The organism is Pseudomonas sp. GW823-FHT03E05, from assembly GCF_058796855.1.
Genome location: NZ_JBXAJB010000001.1, coordinates 415,152 through 437,731 on the forward strand (window position 1 = coordinate 415,152; position 22,580 = coordinate 437,731).

21 protein-coding genes are annotated in these 22,580 nt (G+C 65.7%); 9 read left to right on the plus strand and 12 right to left on the minus strand.

Annotation, left to right across the window (positions count from 1 at the left end; genetic code table 11):
* The first annotated feature begins 297 nt into the window (after nt 1–297).
* On the plus strand, nt 298–1,272 hold the full coding sequence (locus AC1RCO_RS02025; protein ID WP_015636148.1) for a Dyp-type peroxidase: 975 nt from the start codon (nt 298–300) through the stop codon (nt 1,270–1,272).
* Nucleotides 1,273–1,330: 58 nt separating this feature from the next.
* On the opposite strand, the gene AC1RCO_RS02030 is transcribed toward AC1RCO_RS02025, so the two are convergent.
* The 5 genes from AC1RCO_RS02030 to AC1RCO_RS02050 form a co-directional block, all read right to left on the minus strand.
* Nucleotides 1,331–1,477, minus strand: a complete 147-nt coding sequence (locus AC1RCO_RS02030; protein ID WP_492617314.1) for a DUF2474 domain-containing protein — start codon at nt 1,475–1,477, stop codon at nt 1,331–1,333.
* Nucleotides 1,470–1,601 carry a hypothetical protein gene (locus AC1RCO_RS02035; protein ID WP_015636146.1) on the minus strand — a complete coding sequence of 44 codons (132 nt, stop codon included), beginning with the start codon at nt 1,599–1,601 and terminating at the stop codon, nt 1,470–1,472. The genes AC1RCO_RS02030 and AC1RCO_RS02035 overlap by 8 nt, the downstream gene beginning before the upstream one ends.
* Nucleotides 1,588–2,604 (minus strand): cytochrome d ubiquinol oxidase subunit II, encoded by a 1,017-nt coding sequence (cydB, locus tag AC1RCO_RS02040; RefSeq protein WP_015636145.1) that lies wholly within the window; start codon nt 2,602–2,604, stop codon nt 1,588–1,590. Before cydB ends, AC1RCO_RS02035 begins: the two co-directional genes overlap by 14 nt.
* 16 nt (nt 2,605–2,620) lie before the next feature.
* The gene (locus AC1RCO_RS02045) at nt 2,621–4,042 is read right to left on the minus strand and encodes a cytochrome ubiquinol oxidase subunit I (protein WP_065363305.1); all 1,422 of its coding nucleotides are present in this window, start codon (nt 4,040–4,042) and stop codon (nt 2,621–2,623) included.
* A 128-nt stretch (nt 4,043–4,170) separates the two neighbouring features.
* Complete coding sequence (locus AC1RCO_RS02050; protein WP_492617315.1) at nt 4,171–6,495, minus strand: FdhF/YdeP family oxidoreductase; 2,325 nt, start codon at nt 6,493–6,495, stop codon at nt 4,171–4,173.
* 456 nt (nt 6,496–6,951) lie between these two features.
* On the opposite strand from AC1RCO_RS02050, the gene moaA reads away from it, so the two are divergent.
* Genes moaA through moaE form a run of 5 tightly spaced genes read left to right on the plus strand, consistent with a single transcriptional unit; the run spans nt 6,952 to nt 10,113 of the window.
* The gene (gene moaA / locus AC1RCO_RS02055) at nt 6,952–7,950 is read left to right on the plus strand and encodes a GTP 3',8-cyclase MoaA (protein ID WP_041752364.1); all 999 of its coding nucleotides are present in this window, start codon (nt 6,952–6,954) and stop codon (nt 7,948–7,950) included.
* Nucleotides 7,951–7,995: 45 nt separating this feature from the next.
* Nucleotides 7,996–8,895 (plus strand): bestrophin family protein, encoded by a 900-nt coding sequence (locus AC1RCO_RS02060; RefSeq protein WP_492617316.1) that lies wholly within the window; start codon nt 7,996–7,998, stop codon nt 8,893–8,895.
* Nucleotides 8,896–8,921: 26 nt separating this feature from the next.
* On the plus strand, nt 8,922–9,404 hold the full coding sequence (moaC, locus tag AC1RCO_RS02065; protein WP_036996513.1) for a cyclic pyranopterin monophosphate synthase MoaC: 483 nt from the start codon (nt 8,922–8,924) through the stop codon (nt 9,402–9,404).
* Entirely contained in the window at nt 9,401–9,652 is a 252-nt protein-coding gene (gene moaD, locus AC1RCO_RS02070) for a molybdopterin converting factor subunit 1 (protein WP_011062001.1), read from the plus strand. Before moaC ends, moaD begins: the two co-directional genes overlap by 4 nt.
* A 2-nt stretch (nt 9,653–9,654) precedes the next feature.
* Entirely contained in the window at nt 9,655–10,113 is a 459-nt protein-coding gene (moaE, locus tag AC1RCO_RS02075) for a molybdopterin synthase catalytic subunit MoaE (RefSeq protein WP_015636138.1), read from the plus strand.
* Nucleotides 10,114–10,185: 72 nt separating this feature from the next.
* Here the strand turns inward: moaE and fdhD are convergent, their stop codons facing one another.
* From fdhD to mobA, 3 genes are all read right to left on the minus strand, one after another.
* Entirely contained in the window at nt 10,186–11,013 is an 828-nt protein-coding gene (fdhD, locus tag AC1RCO_RS02080; protein ID WP_011061999.1) for a formate dehydrogenase accessory sulfurtransferase FdhD, read from the minus strand.
* A 58-nt stretch (nt 11,014–11,071) separates the two neighbouring features.
* Nucleotides 11,072–11,962 carry a LysR family transcriptional regulator gene (locus AC1RCO_RS02085; protein ID WP_011061998.1) on the minus strand — a complete coding sequence of 297 codons (891 nt, stop codon included), beginning with the start codon at nt 11,960–11,962 and terminating at the stop codon, nt 11,072–11,074.
* Between the two features lie 109 nt (nt 11,963–12,071).
* Nucleotides 12,072–12,686 (minus strand): molybdenum cofactor guanylyltransferase MobA, encoded by a 615-nt coding sequence (gene mobA / locus AC1RCO_RS02090; protein WP_176707089.1) that lies wholly within the window; start codon nt 12,684–12,686, stop codon nt 12,072–12,074.
* A 226-nt stretch (nt 12,687–12,912) separates the two neighbouring features.
* Here mobA and moaB point away from each other — a divergent pair, with 226 nt between their 5' ends.
* Together moaB and AC1RCO_RS02100 are read left to right on the plus strand one after the other, a co-directional pair.
* Nucleotides 12,913–13,452: a molybdenum cofactor biosynthesis protein B gene (moaB, locus tag AC1RCO_RS02095; protein ID WP_011061996.1), complete on the plus strand. Its 540-nt coding sequence runs from the start codon at nt 12,913–12,915 to the stop codon at nt 13,450–13,452.
* Nucleotides 13,449–14,654, plus strand: coding sequence for a molybdopterin molybdotransferase MoeA (locus AC1RCO_RS02100; protein WP_401017768.1), 1,206 nt, complete (start codon nt 13,449–13,451; stop codon nt 14,652–14,654). Before moaB ends, AC1RCO_RS02100 begins: the two co-directional genes overlap by 4 nt.
* Here the strand turns inward: AC1RCO_RS02100 and AC1RCO_RS02105 are convergent.
* From AC1RCO_RS02105 to AC1RCO_RS02120, 4 genes are all read right to left on the minus strand, one after another.
* The gene (locus AC1RCO_RS02105; protein ID WP_011061994.1) at nt 14,651–15,694 is read right to left on the minus strand and encodes an FUSC family protein; all 1,044 of its coding nucleotides are present in this window, start codon (nt 15,692–15,694) and stop codon (nt 14,651–14,653) included. The genes AC1RCO_RS02100 and AC1RCO_RS02105 overlap by 4 nt on opposite strands.
* Nucleotides 15,695–15,800: 106 nt before the next feature.
* Nucleotides 15,801–17,426, minus strand: a complete 1,626-nt coding sequence (locus AC1RCO_RS02110; RefSeq protein WP_232643393.1) for an NADP-dependent glyceraldehyde-3-phosphate dehydrogenase — start codon at nt 17,424–17,426, stop codon at nt 15,801–15,803.
* 183 nt (nt 17,427–17,609) lie between these two features.
* On the minus strand, nt 17,610–18,647 hold the full coding sequence (locus AC1RCO_RS02115; RefSeq protein WP_011061992.1) for an AraC family transcriptional regulator: 1,038 nt from the start codon (nt 18,645–18,647) through the stop codon (nt 17,610–17,612).
* 9 nt (nt 18,648–18,656) lie between these two features.
* Nucleotides 18,657–19,571, minus strand: a complete 915-nt coding sequence (locus AC1RCO_RS02120) for a GGDEF domain-containing protein (protein WP_011061991.1) — start codon at nt 19,569–19,571, stop codon at nt 18,657–18,659.
* Between the two features lie 482 nt (nt 19,572–20,053).
* Between AC1RCO_RS02120 and AC1RCO_RS02125 the strand changes: the two genes are divergently transcribed.
* On the plus strand, nt 20,054–22,576 hold the full coding sequence (locus AC1RCO_RS02125) for a TonB-dependent receptor (protein WP_401260326.1): 2,523 nt from the start codon (nt 20,054–20,056) through the stop codon (nt 22,574–22,576).
* Nucleotides 22,577–22,580 lie beyond the last annotated feature (4 nt).

The following is a 22,580-nucleotide window of genomic DNA, read 5'->3' on the forward strand; positions in this document are numbered from 1 at the left end:
ACTCGTGCAGCCGCTGCCGCAGGCTGCGCACGGTCGCGTAGCGGCCGCGGCGATCCGGAAAACGCTGATGCCCGGCGGTAGATCGCCAAGCAAGGCCCTGCGGTCCTTTGCGCAGCCTCGCAGGCTCGGCAGCGGCTACAGGGTCGTGCGCTTCGGGAGGCCAGAGATGCTTGATGGCCCGGGGATTCGGTGAATGGGAGGGCGGCACCTTCCAGGGGGAGCAATCTCCCTGGCCAAGGTCACAATCTGCTATTTTCCTGTCGGTGATTTTTCCGACCGCAGCCTGTGGAACCCATAATGACCCAGCCGTCCTCCCTGGCCGAGCGCAAGCCCGAGCCCCAAGCCATCTGCAATCCCATCACCCGTAGCGCGATCTTCATCGTCGCCACCCTGGCGCCCGGCGCCGCTGCCGCGCAAACCGTGCGCGACTGGTGCGCCGATATCGCCGCCTTGACCCGTTCGGTGGGCAAGCGCGTCCCGGGGGGCAATCTGTCCTGTGTCTGCGGTTTTGGCTCCAGCGCCTGGGACCGCCTGTTCGGCGGCCCGCGCCCGGCGTCGCTGCACCCGTTCATCGAGGTGGGCGTGGAGGGGCGCCGCGCGCCATCGACTCCCGGCGACCTGCTGCTGCACATCCGTGCCGAACAGATGGACCTGTGCTTCGAGTTGGCCACGCAGTTGCTCAAGCCCCTGGGGGATTCGATCAAGGTGGTGGACGAGGTCCAGGGCTTCCGCTATTTCGACATGCGCAGCATGGTCGGCTTCGTCGACGGCACCGAGAACCCGGAAGGCCGCGAGGCGGTGGATTTCACCCTGGTGGGGGACGAGGACCCGCAGTTCTGCAATGGCAGCTACGTGCTGGTGCAGAAGTACCTGCACAACATGACCGCCTGGAACGAACTGACGGTGGAGGCCCAGGAGCGCATCATCGGCCGCACCAAACTGTCGGATATCGAACTCGACGATGCAGTGAAACCCAGCTGCTCACACAGCTCCCTGACCACCCTGGAAGAGAACGGCGAGGAGGTGAAGATCCTGCGCGACAACATGCCGTTCGGCCGCCCGGGCGCCGGGGAGTTCGGCACCTATTTCATCGGCTACGCCCGCTCGCCACGGCCGGTGGAGCAGATGCTGGAGAACATGTTCGTCGGCCGCCCTGCAGGCAACTACGATCGCCTGCTGGACTTCAGCACCGCGGTCACCGGCGGGCTGTTCTTCGTGCCCTCCGCCGACCTGCTGGAAGACCTGGCCGAGCGCGCGCCCACCGGCCTGTAGGCGCAAAAAAAACCGGCCCGCTATTGCGGGCCGGGGTTGCAGGCTTTATCGCCCCTGCTCAGTGGCTGTGCATGCCGGCGGCTTGCATCAGCAGCCGCAACACGCCGGCCACCAGCCCCAGGCCCACCACACTGGCCAGCCAGATACCCCCCATCCACAGCAACCGCCGCCAGGTGGATGCCGGCCGCGTCGATAGCCTATCCATGCGCCAGCTCCAGCATCAGTGCGCCGCTGCAGGCGAGCATCAGCAGTGCGCCGATGAACAGCAGGCTCAGTTGCGCCACAGCCTTGTGCCAGGGCAGGGGTGTAGCTCGATCAATGGTAGCCATCGCCAATCCTCACTTTGCCGCGGAACACGTAGTAGCTCCAGCAGGTGTACATCAGGATGACCGGCAGGATGAACAGGGTGCCGATCAGGATGAACAGCTGGCTGGACAGCGGTGAAGCCGCCTCCCACAGGCTGATGGACGGCGGCACTATGTTCGGCCAGATGCTGAACGCCAGGCCGATGTAGCCGAGGAACACCAGCACCAGGGTGAACACGAACGGCCAGTGGGAATGGTGCTGGCGCAAAGTGCCCAGGAGCCCGCACAGTGCCGCCAGCCCCAGCACCAGCAGCGCACCGAAGATCACGATATGGGCATGGCTGAACCAGCGGTTGGCGATCTCCGGGTGCAGCAGCGCGGTCCACACGCAGAGCACCGCCACCACCGCGGTCAGCGCGAACGCCAGGGGCCGGGTGTAGTGGCGCATGCGCGCTTCCAGCATGCCTTCGGTCTTGACCAGCAGCCAGGTGCTGCCCAGCAGCGCATAGGCCACGATCAGCCCCAGGCCGCAGAACAGCGGGAAGGGCGCCAGCCAGTCCAGGGTACCGCCGGCGAACTGCCGATCGACCACCGGGATGCCGCTGATATAGGTGCCGATCACGATGCCCTGGCACAGGGTCGCCAGCAGCGAGCCGCCGATGAACGCCCAATCCCAGATGTGCCGTTTCTCGGGGCTGGCCTTGAAGCGGAACTCGAAGGCCACGCCGCGGAAGATCAGCCCTGCGAGCATGAAGATCAGCGGCAGGTACAGGGCCTCCAGAATCACCGAATAGGCCAGGGGAAAGGCGCCGTACAGCGCCGCGCCACCGAGGATCAGCCAGGTCTCGTTACCGTCCCACACCGGGGCCACGGTGTTCATCATCACGTCCCGCTCCCGGGCATCGGGGATCAGCGGAAAGAGGATCCCCAGCCCCAGGTCGAAGCCGTCCATGATCACGTACATCATCACCCCGAAGGCGATGATCACGCCCCAGATCAATGACAGGTCTATGCCTTGAATCGTCATGTTGGTTGCCCTTGTTTCAGAGGTGGTGGTCGCCGGTGGCGAAGGTCTCGGGGATGGCCGACAGCGGCCGGCGCGGAGTCGGCTCCTGGCCGGGCGCAGTACTGGGCGGATGCTCGTGGTGGGGCTGCGGGCCCTTGCGCACCAGCTTCATCATGTAGCCGATGCCCACGGCGAACACCGAGAAGTAGATCACCACGAACAGCGCCAGGGAGATGCTCAGTTGCGCCACGCTGTGGTTGGAGGCGGCGTCGCTGGTGCGCAGCAGGCCGTACACCACCCAGGGCTGGCGCCCGACTTCGGTGGTGATCCAGCCCGCCAGCAGGGCGATCAGGCCGCTGGGGCCCATCCACAGTACCAGGCGCAGGAACAGGCGGTTGCGGTACAGCCCGCCGTTGCGTCGCAGCAGCAGGCCCAGCAACCCGGTTAGGATCATCAACATGCCCAGGCCGGCCATGATGCGGAAGCTGAAGAACACGATGGCCGAGTTGGGCCGGTCCTCCTTGGGGAAGCTCTTGAGCGCCGGGATCTGCTTGTCCAGGCTGTGGGTCAGGATCAGGCTGCCCAGGTAGGGCACTTCCACGGCGTAGTCGGTTTTCTCGCCGTCCATGTTGGGAATGCCGAACAGCACCAGGGGCGAGGGTTCGCTGCCGTGGTTTTCCCAGTGACCTTCGATGGCGGCGATCTTCGCTGGCTGGTGCTCCAGGGTGTTCAGGCCATGGGCGTCACCGACCACCGCCTGGATCGGCGCCACGATCAGCGCCATCCACAGCGCCATCGACAGCATCTTGCGCACCGGCGGCGTGTCGTTGCCCCGCAGCAGGTGCCAGGCGGCGCTCGATCCGACGAAGAACGCCGTGGCGACGAATGCGGCAATCGCCATGTGCATCAGGCGGAAGGGGAAGGACGGGTTGAAGACGATCGCCAGCCAGTCCATGGGCATGATCCGCCCATCGACGATGGAGAAGCCCTGGGGCGTCTGCATCCAGCTGTTGGAGGCGAGGATCCAGAAGGTCGAGATCAGGGTGCCGATGGCCACCATCACCGTGGCGAAAAAGTGCAGCCCGCGACCCACCCGGTTCCAGCCGAACAGCATGACCCCGAGAAAGCCCGCTTCGAGGAAGAACGCGGTCAGCACTTCATAGGTCAGCAGAGGGCCGGTGATACTCCCGGCGAAGTCCGAGAAGCGGCTCCAGTTGGTGCCGAACTCGTAGGCCATGACCAGCCCGGAAACCACGCCCATGCCGAAGTTGACGGCGAAAATCTTCGACCAGAAGTGGTACAGGTCCTTGTAGGTGCTGTTGTGGGTCTTGAGCCACAAGCCTTCGAGCACCGCCAGGAAACTGGCCAGGCCGATGGTGATGGCGGGAAAGATGATGTGGAACGAGACCGTGAACGCGAACTGGATGCGCGCTAGGTCGAGTGCCTGTAGATGAAACATGACGAAACCCTCGTAATGGCTGGGGGCCCGCGCAGGCGCCTTCCGGCCGCCGTGAACCCGGGTTCGCGGCGTACGGCAAAAGGCTGCGCGGGGCAGGCTGGAGCGGCGCCTTGGCCGCTCCGGCCGGGTCAAACGCCGACGGACTGGATCAGGTTGCTGGCCGCCGCCGGCTCCAGGCGGATGGCGATGAACTTGGAGGTCGGCGTGTAGGTGCGGTCGCCGTAGCTTTCCAGGGGCACCAGGGGGTTGGTCTCCGGGTAGTAGGCGGCCGACTGGCCGGCGGGAATGTCGTAGGCGATCAGGGTGAAACCGCTGACCCGGCGTTCCCGGCCGTCATCCCACAGCGACACGATGTCGACCTTCTGCCCCGGCTCGTAGCCCAGCCGGCGGATGTCGTCCTCGTTGGCGAACAGCACCTCGCGCATGCCGTAGACCCCGCGATAGCGGTCGTCCAGGCCATACAGGGTGGTGTTGTACTGGTCGTGGGAGCGCATGGTCTGCAGGATCAGGTCGGGCTTGACCTTGAGCTTGCGCACCCCGGCGCTGACCAGGTGTTCCGGCAGCTCGCTGGGGATGAACCGCGCCTTGCCGGTGGCGGTGTTCCAGCGCCGTTGGCTGGCGTCGTTGCCCAGGTGGAAGCCGCCGGGGTTGAGCAGCTTGAGGTTGAAGTCGGAAAAACCGGGGATGGTGTCGGCGATCAGGTCGCGGATGCGCCCGTAGTCTTCGATCGCCCACAGCCAGTCGATGGGGTGCTGGCCCAGGGTGGCGTTGGCGATGCCGGCGATGATCGCCGGTTCCGAGCGCAGGTGCGGCGACTTGGGTTTGAGCTGGCCGTGGGAGATATGCACCATGCTGAAGGTGTCTTCCACGGTGATGCCTTGCGGGCCGTTGGCCTGGATGTCGATATCGGTGCGGCCCAGGCACGGCAGGATCAGCGCCTCGCGCCCGGTCACCAGGTGGCTGCGGTTGAGCTTGGTGGCGATGTGCACGGTGAGCTCGCAGTTGCGCAGGGCAGCGTGGGTGCGCGGGGTGTCCGGGGTGGCCTGGGCAAAGTTGCCCCCCAGGCCGATGAACACCTTGGCCCGGCCCTGTTCCATGGCCGAGATCGCCATCACCGTGTTGTGCCCGTGCTCCCGGGGCGGCTTGAAGCCGAAGCGCGCCTCAAGGGCATCCAGCAGCTCGGTGGGCGCCAGTTCGTTGATGCCCATGGTGCGGTCGCCCTGCACGTTGCTGTGGCCGCGCACCGGCGACAGGCCGGCGCCGGGACGGCCGATATTGCCCCGCAGCAACAGCACGTTGATCACTTCCTGGATGGTCGGCACCGAGTGGGTGTGCTGGGTCAGGCCCATGGCCCAGCACATGATCGCGCGCTTGGCCTTGCGGTACATGCGCGCGGCCAGCTCGATGTCGGCCAGGCTCAGGCCGGACTGCTCGACGATGTGGTTCCAGGACGTGGCATCGACTTCGGCCAGGTAGCTGTCCAGGCCCGAGGTGTGTTCGGCGATGAAGGCCCGGTCGAACACCGCTTCGCCATTGTTGGCCAGGGCTTCGCGTTCCCAGCGCAGGAGGAACTTGGCGATGCCGCGAAAGGCCGCCATGTCGCCGCCCAGGGCCGGGCGGAAGTAGGCCGAGGAGGTGGGCTCGGAGCCGTTGGTGAGCATCTCCAGCGTGTGCTGGGGGTGCTGGAAGCGTTCCAGGCCACGTTCCTTGAGCGGGTTGAAGCAGATCACCTGGGCACCGCGTTTCACCGCCTCGCGCAGTGGCTCGAGCATCCGCGGGTGGTTGGTGCCGGGGTTCTGGCCGATGACGAAGATCGCGTCGGCCTGTTCCAGGTCATGGAACACCACCGTGCCCTTGCCCACGCCGACGCTTTCGAACATACCCACGGCACTGGCCTCGTGGCACATGTTGGAGCAGTCGGGGAAGTTGTTGGTGCCATAGGCGCGTACGAACAGTTGGTACAGGTAGGCCGCCTCGTTGCTGGCCCGGCCGGAGGTGTAGAACTCCGCCTGGTTGGGCGAGTCCAGGCCCTTGAGGTGGCTGGCAATCAGGTCGAAGGCTTCGTCCCAGGTGGTTTCCACATAGCGGTCCTGGGTGGCGTCATAGCGCATGGGGTGGGTCAGGCGGCCCTGGTACTCGAGCCAGTAGTCGCTCTGCGCGGCCAGGGCCGAGACCGTGTATTTGTTGAAGAAGGCCGGGTTCACCAGGCGCCCGGTGGCTTCCCAGTTGACCGCCTTGGCGCCGTTCTCGCAGAACTTGACCATGCCGTTTTCCGGCGACTCGCCCCAGGCGCAGCCGGGGCAGTCGAAGCCGCCGTTCTGGTTGGTCTTGAGCATGGCGCGGATGTTCTTGAAGGCGTTCTCGCTGCCCAGCCAGTTCTTGGTCACTGCGATCAGCGCCCCCCAACCGGCAGCGGCGCCCTTGTAGGGTTTGTATCGATCAACTTCGCTCATGATATTTCTCCAATACAGCGCACGCAGGCAACCGGCCGACATTGAATCGATGTCAGTGATTGTTTGACTGCACAGGCTAAATGCGGTTGTTGTGAACTTGTTTGAGTTCGGTATTGCTTATTGGCGTGGAGTAACTTTCAGGGCTCGTTATATGGGCCACGAATAAAGCCTATTCGTCACCCGTGGCCGCTGTCTAATCGCAATTAATGACCGGCTGATCGAAAGCCTCTATCAATGTTAAAAATCTATATATATCAACTGGTTGATTGTTTGTTTCGGTCTTTGTTGGAAGCGATTTCAGGAGCGATAGATTGTATTGATCAGCCAGTTGTTAATAGCGATTGGACGGGGCTTTTAATGGCTTTTAATCTTGCCGCCAATAACACCTCCTGCATGTGCTTGTGTGGAAGAACTTCAACTAATCGCGATGGATTCCCATCGTCGAAAGAGGCTCGGATGTCAGATCAGGTATTGCTCGATGGCTTCGCTCGGCGGGTCGACTATCTGCGCATGTCGGTGACCGACCGCTGCGATTTCCGCTGTGTGTATTGCATGGCCGAGGACATGCAGTTCCTGCCGCGCCAACGCATTCTTACCCTGGAGGAGCTGTACCAGCTGGCCGAACGTTTCGTGGCCCTGGGCACCCGCAAGATCCGCCTCACTGGCGGCGAGCCGCTGATCCGCCCCGGGGTGGTCCAGCTGTGCCGGGACATTGCCCGGCTGCCCGGGCTGCGAGAGCTGTGCATGACCACCAACGGCTCGCAACTGGGCAAGCTGGCCGCGCCGTTGTTCGACGCCGGGGTCAAGCGCCTGAATATCAGCCTCGACAGCCTGGACCCGACCCTGTTTCGGCAGCTGACCCGCACCGGCGAGCTGGGCCAGGTGGTTGCCGGCATCGACGCGGCGATTGCCGCCGGCTTTGAGCGCACCAAGCTCAACTGCGTGGTGATGAAGGGGCGTAACGACCAGCAGATCAACGAGCTGGTGGCCTTTGCCATCGACCGCGGCCTGGACATCTCCTTTATCGAGGAAATGCCCCTGGGCACCATCAGCGAACACAGCCGCAGCGATGCGTTCTTTTCCAGTGCCCGGGTTCGTGAGCGGATCGCCGAGCGCTACACCCTGATCGAGTCCGCCGAGTCGACCCAGGGCCCGTCGCGCTACTGGCGCCTGGCCGAGGCGCCGCACATTCGCCTGGGGTTCATCTCGCCCCACAGCCACAACTTCTGCGGCACCTGCAACCGCGTGCGCCTGACCGTCGAAGGCCGCTTGCTGCTGTGCCTGGGCAACGAGCACTCGGTGGACCTCAAGGCCGTGCTGCGCGCTCACCCCGGCGATACCGGGCGCCTGCAGCGGGCCATAGTCGAGGCGATGAAACTCAAGCCCTACAGCCATCACTTCGAACTCAACGACGAGGTGCAGGTGGTGCGCTTCATGAACATGACCGGCGGCTGAACCGCTGCTCATCACGGCTTTTCATTGTGCAAAGGTTCTACCCCGATGATCGTCAGATCCAAACCCAACCTGATCAGCGTGCTGATTTCCCTCAAGGGGTCGATTGCCAAGCGCATCGCCCTGCGCAGCCTGCTGGTGACCCTGCTGGCCTCGGCCATCGTGCTGATCGAGACCTTGCACCCGGCGTATTTCTCCAAGGTCAATGCCACCCCGTTCACCTTGCTCGGCCTGTCGCTGTCGATCTTCATGAGCTTTCGCAACAACGCCTGCTACGACCGCTGGTACGAAGCGCGCAAGGCCCTGGGCACGGTGGTGACCGAGGTGCGCTCGATGATCCGCGAAACCCAGGTGCTTGAAGATGCCCGGGCGCGCAGCGCGATCCTGGGTGACCTGTGCGGTTTCGCCCATGCCCTCAAGGCCCGGCTGCGCCGCGAAGATGAACTGAGCGCTGCCGAAACCTGGCTCAGCCAGTTGCCGCCGGCAAGCACCAGCAACCTGCCGGACAGCCTGCTGCGCCAGATCGCGCGCCAGTGTTCGGACCAGGCCCAGGCGGGGCGGCTCAGCGAATGGCGCTACCTGCTGCTGGCCAATCAACTGGCGGCCATCACCGGCGCGCAATCCACCTGCGAGCGGATCAAGGCCACGCCGCTGCCGTTTCCCTACACGTTGCTGCTGCACCGCACCAGCTACATGTTCTGCATTCTCCTGCCCTTTGCCATGGCCGAGCCCCTGGGCTGGCTGACGCCGATCTTCACCGCCATCGTCAGCTACACCTTCTTCGGCCTGGACGCCATTGGCGACGAGCTGGAAGACCCCTTCGGCCACGACGAGAACGACCTGCCGCTGAGCGCCATCGTGCGCAACATCGAGCGCGAGATTCTCGAAGCCCTGGGGGCCACCGAACTGCCGCCGGCGCTGGAGCCGGTGGACTATGTCCTGAGCTGATCCACTGTTGTTATCCGAGGTTGCACATGAATGAACTCACTCACCTGGACGACCAGGGCCGGGCCAGCATGGTGGATGTCACCTGCAAGGCCGCTACCGAGCGCGAGGCCCAGGCTCGGGCCTGGGTGCGCATGCTCCCGGCCACCCTGCAACTGATCCAGGACCAGGGCCATCCCAAGGGCGATGTGTTCGCCGTGGCGCGCATCGCCGGGATCATGGCGGCAAAGAAGACCCACGAACTGATCCCCCTGTGCCACCCGTTGCTGCTCACCGGGATCCACATCGAACTGCAGGCACTGCCGCCGGACCGGGTGCAGATCACCAGTTGCTGCCGGCTCAACGGCGCCACCGGGGTCGAGCTGGAAGCCATGACCGCCGCCAGCGTGGCGGCGCTGACGATCTATGACATGTGCAAGGCGGTGGACCGCGCCATGGTCATCGAAGGGCTGCACCTGCTGAAGAAGCAGGGCGGCAAGTCCGGCACCTTTATCGCAGGAGAGGCCCGATGATTCTGGTCAACTACTTTGCCCGCTACCGTGAGCAACTGGGCTGCGGTGGCGAGAAACTGCCCCTGGATGCCAGCCTGCGCACCGTCGAGGACCTGCGCCAGCGGCTGATGGCCCGGGGTGAAACCTGGGCGCAGGTGCTGGGGGAGAACAGCCTGATGTGCGCGCTGAATCAGGAACTGTGCAAGCTCGATGCGGCCATCGAGGACTTCGATGAAATCGCCTTCTTTCCGCAAGTGACCGGGGGCTGAGCATGAGCATCCAGGTGCAGACCCAGGCGTTGAGCCTCGATCAGTTGAATGCCGGCTTGCAGGCCGGCGACGCCAGCGTCGGCGGCGTGGTGACCTTTGTCGGTTATGTGCGCGATCTCAACCTGGGGGAGGCGGTGCACAGCCTGTTTCTTGAACACTACCCGGGCATGACCGAGCGCTCGCTGCAGCGCATCGTGGAGCAGGCCCAGGCGCGCTGGCCGCTGAACCGGGTGAGCCTGGTGCACCGGGTGGGGTTGCTGCAGGTGGGTGAGCCCATCGTCTTTGTCGGGGTGGCCAGCGCCCATCGCCAAGCGGCCTTCGAGGCTTGCGCCTTCATCATGGATTACCTCAAGACCCGCGCCCCGTTCTGGAAGCGCGAAGTCACCCCGGCCGGCGAACGCTGGATCGACGGCCGCGAGAGCGACCGGCAGGCGGCCGAACGTTGGGGTGTAGAACGTTGAGCTTATGCCGCTGACAGAGGCTTGAGGGAAGGGGCTAACCACGCCGGATGCATGTCATCCGGCGTGGTGCATTTACACCGGGCTGTAGATCCGTGGGGCGTTGCGGTGGGGGACGTGGATCAGGTTCAGGCGATGCTTGTTGGCCCATTGCACGGTGAGTGCGGTCGGCGCCGAGAGGCTGACCAGGGTGCCGAGGCGGGCGCGCACGGCCTTGTGGATCAGTTCCAGGCTGCAACGGCTGGTGACCACGGTAAAGCCCTGGCGGCCATCGATCCCGGCCTGCAGCAGCGCGCCAATCAGCTTGTCCAGGGCGTTGTGGCGGCCGATGTCTTCCTGGCACAGGCGCACCTCGCCCTGTTCGTCGAAGTACAGCGCCGCATGCAGGGCACCGCTGCTGCGGGCCATGTGCTGGGCCTGTTCGATGCGCTCGCGCAGGCCCTGCAGGTGTTCGGCAGGTGGCAGGGCCGCGGGTTCGAGGATCTGCAGTTGCGGCAGCGCCTGTTCCAGGGCCTCCACTCCGCACAGGCCACAGCCGCTGGTGCCGGCCATTTGCCGGCGATGGTCCTTGAGCGCCCAGAACGCCCGGCTGGAAATTTCCACGTCGGCCTGGCAGGCCTGGGGGAAGTGGCTGAGGCGGATGTCGTAGATTTCGCCGAGGTCATTGACGATGTCGTTGGTGATGCTGAAGCCGCGAATGAAGTCTTCCAGGTTGCCCGGAGACACCATCATCACCGCCTGGCTCAGGCCGTTGTAGGTGATCGCCAGGGCGATCTCGGCGGCCAGCGGCGCCTCGGCCATCGGGCCGTCGGCGCTGTACTCGCGATAGGCCACCCGCTGCGGCGCCGGCGCCGGCGCATTGGCCTCGGGTTGTTGCTCCGTTTGTTCGATCCGGCAAACCATGACCACACCTCGTTGCATTCGATTTGCCCAGGGCCATGGGCGGCCCTGGGGCATTGATTCACTCTTTGATCGCAAACAGCTTCTTGGCTTCGGCGAAGCACTTTTCGGCAATCGCCGAGCGCGGCTCGGTCTTGCGCATCACCAGCCCCAGTGGCGCCAGCACGCTGGCATCCGGCAGTTGGATAAAGGCCAGGTTCTCGATGGGCGAATCCAGGCCGCTGTCCAGGGGCATGATCGAGCAGCAGAAGCCTTCGTGGATCGCCTGGAACAGCTGGTAGGTGGAGTCGCTTTCCAGGATCGGCTGCGGGTTCAGCCCGCGGCTGCGAAAGCTCAGGTCGATGGACTTGCGATAGTGCATGCCGGTGCTGAGCATGCCCAGCGGCAGTTCGGCGGCGTCCTCCCAGCTCATCTCGGTGCCTTCGAAATGAAAGTGCCGGGTGTCGTAGAGCAGGCCGACCCGGGTCTCGCCGATCTCGAAGAAGTCCAGGTAGTTGGGGTTGACGTGGTCCAGGTAGCAGACCCCCAGGTCCAGCTGGTTGTTGCCGATGTCCTCGATGATCCGGTCGGAGCTCATGGACGACAGGCTGAACTGCAGTTCCGGGAAGCTCGACGATAGCTGTTGCACGTAGCTGATGGGGTTGAAGCCGCTCAGCGGTACCAGCCCCAGGCGCAGCTTGCCCACCAGTTGCCCGCGGCAGGCAGCGGCTTCGGCGAACAGCCCGTCATGGGCTGCCAGCAGGGTCTTGGCCCAGGCCAGCACCCGCTCGCCGGCTTCGGTGAAGCCTTCGAAGCGCTGGCCACGGGTGACCAGGATCAGGTCCAGTTCATCCTCAAGATTGCGCAGGCGCATGGACAGGGTCGGCTGGGTGATATGGCAGCGCGCGGCGGCCTGGCCAAAGTGCCGGGTCTGCTCCAGGGCGATCAGAAACTTGAGTTGCTTGATGTCCACGGTGGCACCTGTTGTGGGAAAAGTCGGGTTCAGTAATAACGCAGGTGTTGCGCCCATGAAAAGGCCTGGGGCCTTGCCCGGTCGCGCCCTTGGGCACCTCCGGCGGTGTTCAGGCCAGGGGCTTGGGGCCTGCTTCAGACAGTAGTTCAGGGGTATTGAAGTTGCTCAGCCGCGGATCGTCCGCGGCGCAGGGCAGGGGCCTCAGCCCATGGGCGGCCAGGGCCCGCAGCAGGCTGCGCTCGCCGTTGTCCCAGGCCTGGCGCAGGTCGCCCAGCAGCGCCGTGGGGATCAGGCTGAACATGGGTTGCCATTGCCCGGCCTGCTGCACCATCACCGGCCTGGCGTCGTTGCCGCGGGCATCCAGCAGGGCCTGGATCAGCGCCGCGTCGATCTGCGGCGCATCGCAGGCCAGCACCAGCAGCCAGGGGTGGCGGGCCGTCGCGAGGCCGGCCAGGACTCCGGCCAGGGGCCCGGGGAAATCCTTCTGCCCGTCCTCCACCAAGCGGTCGGCATAGGCCCGGTAGCGCTCGGCGTTGCGGTTGCAGGAAATGATCAGGTCATCGCTCAAGGGCCGCACCACCGCCTGCACATGGGCGATCAGCGGCTGGCCGCGCCAGGCCACCAGGCCCTTGTCCTGGCCGCCCATGCGCGAGCCGCGGCCACCGGCCAGCAGCAGGATCGAGCAGGGCAGGGAACAGGCGGGGGCGGGCTGGGTCGGGGTCATGGCGGGACGCATATCAAGTAGGTGGCGCAAACGATGGCATTGTCCTTCGGGTACGTCCAATCGGAAGTGTTGAATGGCCGATTGACGGGCTTTATCGGCCCCCTGGCAGGGCCCGGCAGGATGATAGAGCGCATCGATAATCCGGTCAGCCAGAACGATTAGACAGCCGCGTCGGCGGGCCTTTAGCCTGGGTTCATGATTTTTAGCCTGCCGGTCGGAGAATGACATGAGCGTGAAGTCGGATGCGTTGTTTGTACCCTTGAACATTGCCGTGCTGACGGTCAGCGATACCCGGGAATATGCCACTGACACCTCCGGGCAACTGCTGGTCAGCCGCCTGCTGGAGGCCGGCCACAGCCTGGCCGAGCGCAACCTGCTCAAGGATGACCTGTACAAGATCCGCGCCCAGGTGGCGGCCTGGATCGCCGACGAGCGCATCCAGGTGGTGCTGATCACCGGTGGCACCGGCTTTACCGGCCGCGACAGCACCCCGGAAGCCGTGGGCTGCCTGCTGGACAAGCACATCGACGGTTTCGGCGAGCTGTTTCGCGCCATCTCGATTCTCGATATCGGCACCTCCACGGTGCAGAGCCGGGCCCTGGCCGGGCTGGCCAACGGCACCCTGGTGTGCTGCCTGCCGGGCTCCACCGGGGCCTGCCGCACCGCCTGGGAAGGCATCCTCGCCGAGCAGCTGGATGCCCGACACCGGCCATGCAACTTCGTGCCGCACCTCAAGCCGGTGCAGGCCTGCGAGAGCCGGGGATGAGCCAGAACCCACTGATGCCGGTGGAAGAGGCACTGGCCAGCCTGCTGGCCATGGCCGACGCCCAGCGCCTGCCGGAGAGCGAAACCCTGGCCGTGGATCAGGCCCGGCAACGGGTACTGGCCACCGACCTGGTGGCGACCCTGGACCTGCCGCCCTGGCCCAACAGTGCCATGGACGGCTACGCCCTGAACCTGCAGCACTGGGACGGTGCACCGTTGCCGGTAGCGCAGACCGTGTTCGCCGGGCAGCCCGGTGCGCCCCTGCAACCGGGCAGCTGTGCGCGGATCTTCACCGGCGCCCCGGTGCCCGAAGGCGCCGACTGCGTCGAGATGCAAGAGAACGTCGAGCTGCTGGAAGACGGCCGGGTGCGTTTTACCCAGGCCCTGAAAACGGGGCAGAACATTCGCCCCCAGGGCCAGGAGAACCGCGCCGGCGAGGTGTTGCTGCAGGCCGGCAAGCGCCTCGGCCCCTTCGAACTGGCGGTGGCCGCCGCCCAGGGCTGCACCGAGTTGCAGGTGGTGCGCCGCCCGCGCGTGGCGCTGCTGTCCACCGGCGATGAATTGCTGGAGCCGGGCATGCCCATGCGCCCCGGCTGCATCTACAACAGCAACCGTACCCTGCTCAGGCACTGGCTGGACGCCCTGGGCTGCGAGGTGATCGACGCCGGGATCCTGCCCGACCGGCCGCAGCACACCCGCCTCAGGCTGGAGCAGTTGCAGCATGGCGCGGACCTGATCCTGACCACCGGCGGCGTTTCCGCCGGGGATGCCGACTGCCTCGGGCAGGTGCTCAGGGACAGTGGCCGGCCGCTGTTCTGGAAACTCGCCATCAAGCCCGGCAAGCCCCTGACCGTGGGTTACTTCGGCCAGGTGCCGGTGATCGGCCTGCCGGGCAACCCGGCCTCGGCACTGGTGACCTTCGGCCTGTTGGCCCGGGCCTACCTGCTGCGGCTGCAGGGGGTACAGGAGGTGGCGCCGCTGAGCGTCGAGGTGCCTGTGGCCTTCGCTTGGCCCAAGGCCGGCAAGCGCCGCGAGTACCTGCGGGCGCGCCTGGAGAACGGCCGCGCCGTGCTCTATCCGAACCAGAGTTCCGGGGTGTTGCTGGGGGCTTCCTGGGCCGATGGCCTGGTGGAAATCGTCGAGGGCCGGACCTTGCAGGCAGGGGATCGGGCGCCCTTCATTCCTTTCAGCGAGCTGTTCTAGATCTTCCAGTGCCGGGCGCTCTTGGCCAGGCGCTGGTGCATCTCGCCGAGGGTCGCGGCCAGTTGCCGGGTCAGCAGCCGGTAACCATCCAGGGCCGAATACACCGGGGCCTCCAGAGCGTTTTCGGGGTGGCCTTCCACGGATTTCTCCAGGCGCTGGGTGACCCCCGATTGCAGGGCCCGGGCCATGCCGATCAGTTGCACGCGGATCTGCCGGTGCTCGGCCTTGAGCGCCAGTTGCATCTGCGCCATGGCCTGCGGGTCGCTGGCATCGGGGCGGGTGTTGCCGAGGATCTCGAGGGTGCTGATGCACATGCGCAGGTTGCGCTGGATGGCGTCCAGCTCGGTCATGGAAATCCGTACTTCCTTGGACACCGAAGGCATCAGCGAACGCAGTTGCAGCATGGCGCTGTTGACCCGGCCCAGGAGCTTGAGGTGCTCGTCGTCGGTCACCGACTGGCCCTTGATGATCCGCCCGTACAACTGCGCGCAGTCGCGCAGGGCGCTGGCCAGGTTGTAGCGCCAGGAGTACACCGCATACAGCGGAATGGCGAAGGAAAACGCCAGGGCCAGGGCAATGCCGATGAGGATGTCCACCGCCCGCCACAGGCCGTCGCTGACCTGGTTGTCACCGTGGCCGGCGACGATGAACACGGTGATCGCCGCCAGCAGCGCGGTGTAGCCGCCCTTGCCGATGGCGTGATAGGAAAAGTAGCCGCACACCACCGACATGCCCAGGTAGGTCAGCCAGGGGTGGCCGAAGTAGGCCTGCTGCACCACCAGCACCAGCCCGACCCCGGCGCCCACCAGGGTGCCGATGGCCCGTTCCGCGGCTTTCTTGCCGATGTTGCCGTGGTGCTGCAGGCCGCCGATCACCACCAGCATGGTCACCGAGGCCCACTCGCCATGGGGCAGGTTGAGGCCGGTGGTCAGGAGGATGGTGGCGATCAGGCCGAGGGCGACCCGCACCGCGTGGATCAGCCGGGCGTGACGGTAGCGCCGGTACGGGTCGAGCACGGGACGCAGCAGGCGGCGCAGCAAAGGTGGCAGGGTGATGCCCCGCAGGTGTTTGAACGGGCCCAGATCGGTTCCTCCGGTTGGCGGCAGGGGCCGGGCGTTCGCGCCAGGGCGAACGCTCGGGGCTCCCTCAGAAAATGTAGTCGGTGGTCAGGAAGCTCGACTCGCGATTACGGATGATGTCGCTGATCAATTGCTTGTTGCGCTCCTGGAACTTGGTCGCCACCAGGGTGCGGATCGAGAAGGTGCGCAGTGCGTCATGTACCGACAGCGTGCCCTCGGCGGAGTTCTTGCGGCCGTTGAAGGGGAAGGTGTCCGGGCCGCGCTGGCACTGGGCGTTGATATTGATCCGCCCGACCTGGTTGGCGAAGGCGTCCACCAGCCGGCCGATCTCGGCCGGGTCGCTGCCGAACAGGCTCAGTTGCTGGCCGAAGTCCGATTCCAGGACATAGTCGATCACGGTGTCCAGGTCGCGGTAGGGCACGATGGGCACCACCGGGCCGAACTGCTCCTCGTGGTAGACGCGCATCTGCGGGGTCACCGGGTACAGCACCGCCGGGTAGAAGAACGAAGCCCGGGCCTCGCCGCCGTGGGCGTTCACCACCTTGGCGCCGTGGGCCTGGGCGTCGGCCACCAGGGCGTGCAGGTAGTCGACCTTGGTGTTCTCCGGCAGCGGCGTCAGGGCCACCCCCGGTTCCCAGGGCATGCCCGGCTTGAGGCCTTGCAGCTTGGCGTTGAACTGCTCGATGAAGCGTTCCACCACGGCTTCGTGGACGAACAGGATCTTCAGCGCGGTGCAGCGCTGGCCGTTGAACGACAGGGAGCCGGTGAGGGCTTCGCTGACCGCGTTGTCCAGGTCGGCGTCGGGTAGCACGATCCCCGGGTTCTTCGCATCCAGGCCCAGGGCCGCGCGCAGGCGGTGGGGCTTGGGGTGAAGTTTCTTCAGGTCGCTGGCGGCCTTGTTGGTGCCGATGAAGGCGAAAATGTCGATCTTGCCGCTGGCCATCAGCGCGCTGACGGTTTCGCGACCGCTGCCGTAGATGACGTTGATCACACCGGCCGGGAAGCTGTCGCGGAAGGCTTCGAGCAGCGGGCGGATCAGCAGCACACCGAGCTTGGCTGGCTTGAACACTACGGTGTTGCCCATGATCAGCGCCGGGATCAGGGTGGTGAAGGTCTCGTTCAGCGGGTAGTTGTAGGGGCCCATGCACAGGGCCACGCCCAGGGGCACGCGGCGGATCTGGCCGAGGGTGTCCTGCTCCAGTTCGAAGCGGCTGGAGCGCCGGTCCAGTTCCTTCAGCGCGCCGATGGTGTCGACGATGTAGTCGCAGGTACGGTCGAACTCTTTCTCCGAGTCCTTGAGGTTCTTGCCGATTTCCCACATCAGCAGCTTGACCACCGCCGTGCGCTGCTCGCGCATGCGCGCCAGGAAGGCTTCCACGTGCTGGATGCGTTCGGCCACGCGCATCGTTGGCCAGGCGCCCTGGCCGCGATCGTAGGCGCGCACCGCGGCGTCCAGGGCGGTGAGGGCGGTGTCGGCGTCCAGCAGCGGGGTGCTGCCGAGAATCACCTGGGTATCGCCCTCGGCGCCGCTCAGGTAGATCGGGCTGCGGACCTGGGCCAGGGGGCCGTTCCAGGTGCGCAGCTCACCGTCCACCAGGTAGTCGCGCTGCTCCACCGGGTCGGGCAGGCGAAAGGCTTCGGGGATGTCGGCGGCGGCAGGAAACAGGTGGCTCAATAGATTGGCTGTGGTCATGACTCTACCCCGTGTTGGAAATGGCTCCGGCGCGGTGACAGCGACGGCATCGCTCCATGGTTTATACGCCTTAATGGCCCGGCGCTTTAGCGGTTTTTCCACCGGGCGCCCGAACGCGACGGCCCGCGGTGCCCCTGTGCGGGCCCGCGGCGCGTCAGCGGTGGTGGTTCGAGATTAAACGTTTCAGCCGCTGCCCAGCAACTGCCGGATCAAGCTCGGGGTGCTGCCGGTCCAGCGCTTGAATGACCGGCGGAAGTTGGCCGGGTCATTGAAGTTCAGGTACTCGGCCACCGCCTCGTTGCTCCAGCCCTTGATCTGGTACAGGTACAGCGCCACGTGCTTGTGCACCCGGTCCACCTGTTGCTGGTAGCCGCTGTGGTGCTTGCTCAGCTTGCGCTTGAGGGTGGCCGGGCTCATGGCGAAATCCTGGGCCGCCTGCTCCAGGCTCGGGGTGTGGCGTACCTGGGTTTTCAGGTAGCGGTACAGGGTGTCGAGGAAACTGCTGGCAAATCCCAGTTGGCGCAGGTGCTCGCCGGCCTCCAGGCGCGCCACCTGGCCGGCGGTGGCCGAGGCCCCGGGCCAGGGCCGGGTCAGGTATTGCCGGGGGATGCGCATCAGGTCCAGGGGCCGCTGGAACTGGGTCTGTTCCCCCAGGTGCACCCAGTACTGCTCGACGTAGCGCGGCTCGCTGTGGCTGAAGCTGCATTCCCAGGGCAGGCGCTGGCCGGCCAGCCACTGACTCATGGCCACCAGTGAAGTCATGCTGGCTTCCAGGAGGAACCGCCAGTGCTCGCCGGCGCCGCAGCTGTCCAGCCAGTAGCAGTAGGCGTGGTGCTCGTCCAGCACCAGGCGCGGGCTGGCCAGGGGGCTGAGCAGCGCCTGCTGCTGCACCAGGGCGTCCAGGGCCTGGTGCAGGTTCTGCGCATGGCGCAGGGCATGGCTGGCGGCGCCGTAGTGCCCGGGCAGCAGGCGCTGGCCAAACAGGAAACTGCTGTCGTCGGCATCCAGCAGGCGCCGGCCGTTGCCGATCAGCGCCAGGAACTGCTGCGGGCTGAGGCGGGTCTGGCCGGCCAGGATGTCCTCGTGGAACAGCCCGGTGCCGCGCAGCAGGCGGTGGCTGTCGATGTCCCGGGACAGCGCCAGGTCGATCAGCGCCGCCGGTTGATAGTGCCCGGGGATAAACCGCGTATCGGCTTCGTACCAACTGGTCTTCACGGTCATGACGGCGCCTCAGGCGGTTTTTGCCAGGGGCTGCTTGGCCCGGGCCAGGGCCAGGTTGAGGCGCTTGAGCAGCCCCTCCGGGGTTTCCTCCAGGGCCATCACCACCGCAGTGCTGGCCGCCAGGTGCAGGCGCTCGCCGTGTTGCCGGGTCTTGTGTGCCAGGCCCTGTACCGCCTGTTGCAGCTCCAGGGCCAGCAGCCGTGCCTGGCTTTCCCCGGTGTTGGGCAGCAGCACCACGAAGCGGTCGCCGGCCAGCCGGCACAGCAGGTCCTGGCGCCGCAGGTTGAGCAGCAGCACATGGCTCAGGGCCTGCAGCACCGCATCGCCTTCGGCATGGCCGTAGTCCTGGTTGATCGCCGCGAAGTGGTCCAGGTCCAGGGCCAGCAGCGACAGCGGCTGCTGCTGGCGGCGGCTGTCTTGCAGGCTGCTGGCCAGCTCGCGCTTGAGGTAGTCGGCGCCGGCCAGGGGGGTGAGCTTGTCGAACTGGCGATGCTCGCGAAACAGTCGCTCCTTCTTTTCCATCTGCGCGCTGATGGCCAGCTGTTCGCGGTGCCAGTGGTAGATGCCGATGGTCAGCAGGATCATGCCGATGGGCATCGGCCCGGACTCCAGCCAGTGGTCCCAGGTGATGCTGTCGGGCAGGCGGATGAACTCGTCGAGGCTGTCGATCCACCAGGAAAAGAAAATGCAGCTCAGGCCCAGGGCCAGGTAGTTGGTGACCCGCCCGGCGGGGCGGCTCTTGAGCACCAGCCCGAGCCAGACCAGGGCCAGGAGCGCCGAGCCGCCTTCGCCGATGATGTCCAGCCACTGCCACTCGCTGACCGATTTCAGGCTGCCGCAGGCCAGGTGCAGCAGCAGCCCGGCATTGGCCGCCAGCAACAGCGCGGCGAGTTTCCAGCGGTGGGGTTTGAGCACGGAGAACATGGCCGCGTTCCTTTTTGCCAGGAGTGAGAGGGCGCCAGCACAGCAGATGTTTGTGACAGTGGGGTGACGCCGGGGAAACCCGGCGTGAGGTCGAATCAGCTCACGGCGAACGCGTTTTTTTTCGGCCCGCAGGAGCCGGCTTGCCGGCGAAGGGGCCGGCAAGACCTGCGCCCGAGGGGGGATGGCTTTCGCGGGCAAGCCCGCTCCTACGGGGCGGCGGACGCACAACGGATCTGCAGGAGCCGGCTTGCCGGCGAAGGGGCCGGCAAGACCTGCGCCTGGCGGGGAATGGCTTTCGCGGGCAAGCCCGTTTCCACAGGGGTCAATTCAGCTCATTTGCCGGGGCGAAAGCCGGGCAATGGGGCGTTTTGGCCCGTTGCCGCCCAGGCCTGTCACAGAACCGTCATTCGCCGACCCTAGCGTGCCCTCCCAGTTGCCGGGCCTCTTGCCCGGCGTTAGCGGACTCTTGGGGGAGGACCATCATGTACAAGCGCAGCAGTCCCGGGCTTGTCAGCTTTACCTTGACCGCGCTGGCCATGGCCATCGCCAGTGAACGCTTGAGCGCCGCGGAACCTGCGGCCACCGAGCATGTGGAAGTGGTGGGCCAGGCCGCCAGCATCGACCAGGCGCTCAAGGAGCAGCGGCGCTCGGACAGCATCGAGAGCGTGGTGCACGCCGACGGCGTGGCCCAATTGCCGGACCAGAACGTCGCCGAGGCGGCGCAGCGCCTGCCGGGCATCAGCATCGAGCGCGACCAGGGCGAAGGGCGCTTTGTCAGCGTCCGCGGCCTGGGCCCGGACCTCAACAGCGTGACCATCAACGGCACCCTGGTGCCCTCGCCGGAAAGCGCCCGCCGGGCCGTGGCCCTGGATGTACTGCCCTCGGAGCTTGTGCAGTCGCTGTCAGTGATCAAGACCCTGACCCCGGACATGGACGCCAACTCCCTGGGCGGCACCGTGGATGTGAAAAGCCTCTCGGCCTTCGACCACAAGGGCCTGTTCTACACCGGCAGCAGCGAGGCCAGCTACGACCAGAACACGCGACAGGCCAGCCCGAAATTCTCCGGCGCGGCGAGCAACCGCTTCAGCCTCGGCGACGGCGTCGACAACTTCGGCGTGGCCGCGGCCCTGAGCTGGCAGAAGCGCGATTTCGGCTCCGACAACGTCGAGACCGGCGGCGCCTGGGACTTCGAACAAGGCGCCAAGCTGCAGGAATTCGAGCAGCGCGACTACGCCATCAGCCGCGAGCGCGCCGGTGGCGGCCTGAACTTCGACTACAAGCCCGACGACAGCAGCAGCTACTACCTGCGCACCCTGTACAGCCGCTACAAGGACAGCGAGACCCGCAACTCCACCAGCATCGAGTTCGCCGACCCCCTGGCCGCCGGTGAGCGCGGCGACGCCGAAGCCTCGCGCAAGCTCAAGCAGCGCGAGGAAACCCAGGAGATCCAGTCCTACGTGTTCGGCGGCGAGCGCCAGCTCGGCCTGTGGACCCTCAGCGGCCAGACCGGCTACAGCCGTTCCAGCGAAGACAGCCCGGCGCATATCGCCGGGGCCACCTTCAAGGGCAACAGCGATTTTTCCGACAGCGGCTTCTACGACAACGGCAAGCCGCGCCCGGTGATCGGCGCCGGTTTCTATGACCCGGCCAACTTCACCCTGGACAAGGTCGACTGGGAAAAGCAGAACACCACCGACACCGAGAAGAACCTGCGCCTGGACCTGGCCCGGGACTATGACTTGAGTGGCTACGCCGCGCAGTTCAAGTTCGGCGGCAAAGTCAGCCGACGCAACAAGGACAACGACCTGGAAGCCTGGGTCTACAAGGACTTCGACACCCTGGGCTTTACCGACCAGCAGCTCAACCTCGGGCAGTTCCAGAAGGGCAATGTGGACTATTCCCTTGGCCGCTTCGGCCCGGGCATCAGTGGCGGCGCCATCAAGCAACTGATCGGCGGCCTGAATCAGGCGGCCTTCTACGACGAGGAAGAATCCCGGGTCAACGACTTCAAGATCCGCGAAGACATCAACGCCGGCTACTTCATGAACACCCTGGACATCGACGACTGGCGCTTCATCGCCGGCCTGCGCTACGAGGGTACCGAGTTCGAGGCCAAGGGCACCGGGGTCACCGACGGCGCCTTCACCGCCACCGACACCCAACGCCGCTACCAGCACTGGCTGCCGGGGCTGCATGCGCGCTACCAGCTGGACAAGAACACCCAGGTCCGCGCGGCCTGGACCAAGAGCGTGGTGCGCCCGACCTTCGGCCAACTGGCCCCGGGCTTTGTCATCGACGGCGACGAGGCGACCTTCGGCAACCCCGACCTCAAGCCCCTGGAGTCGAGCAACCTGGACCTGGGCATCGAGCACTACATGGGCCGCGCCGGCAGCGTCTCGGCCTTCGTGTTCTACAAGGACATCCAGAACTTCGTCTACAACACCGACCTGGCCGGCACCGGCGCCTGGAGCGGGTTCTCCGAGGCGCACACCTTCGCCAACGGCGACAGCGCCAAGCTGTACGGCCTGGAACTGGCCTATTCGCAGAAATTCGACTGGCTGCCGGCGCCGTGGAACGGCCTGCTGCTGGGCGCCAACAGCACCTTCAGCCGCTCCAGCGCGAGCATCGAGGGCTTCGACCAGAAGGCCGGGGTCAACCGCAAGCGCGACATCGACCTGCCCAACCAGTCGGACACCGTGGGCAACCTGATGCTCGGTTGGGAAGACGACAAGCTCAGCCTGCGCCTGTCGGCCAACTACAAATCGGCCTACCTCTATGAGCTGGCCTCCATCAGCGACAAGGCCCACGACCTGCATGTGGATGCCCAGACCTTCGTCGATTTCAGCGCCAAGTACTCCCTGACCAAGAACCTGCAACTGAGCTTCGAGGCGCAGAACCTCACCGACCAGCCGTACTTCGTCTACACCGGCAACCGCTCCTACAACGCCCAGTACGAGGAATACGGCCCGACCTACAAGCTCGGCCTGACCTTCACCCATTTCTAAGTAG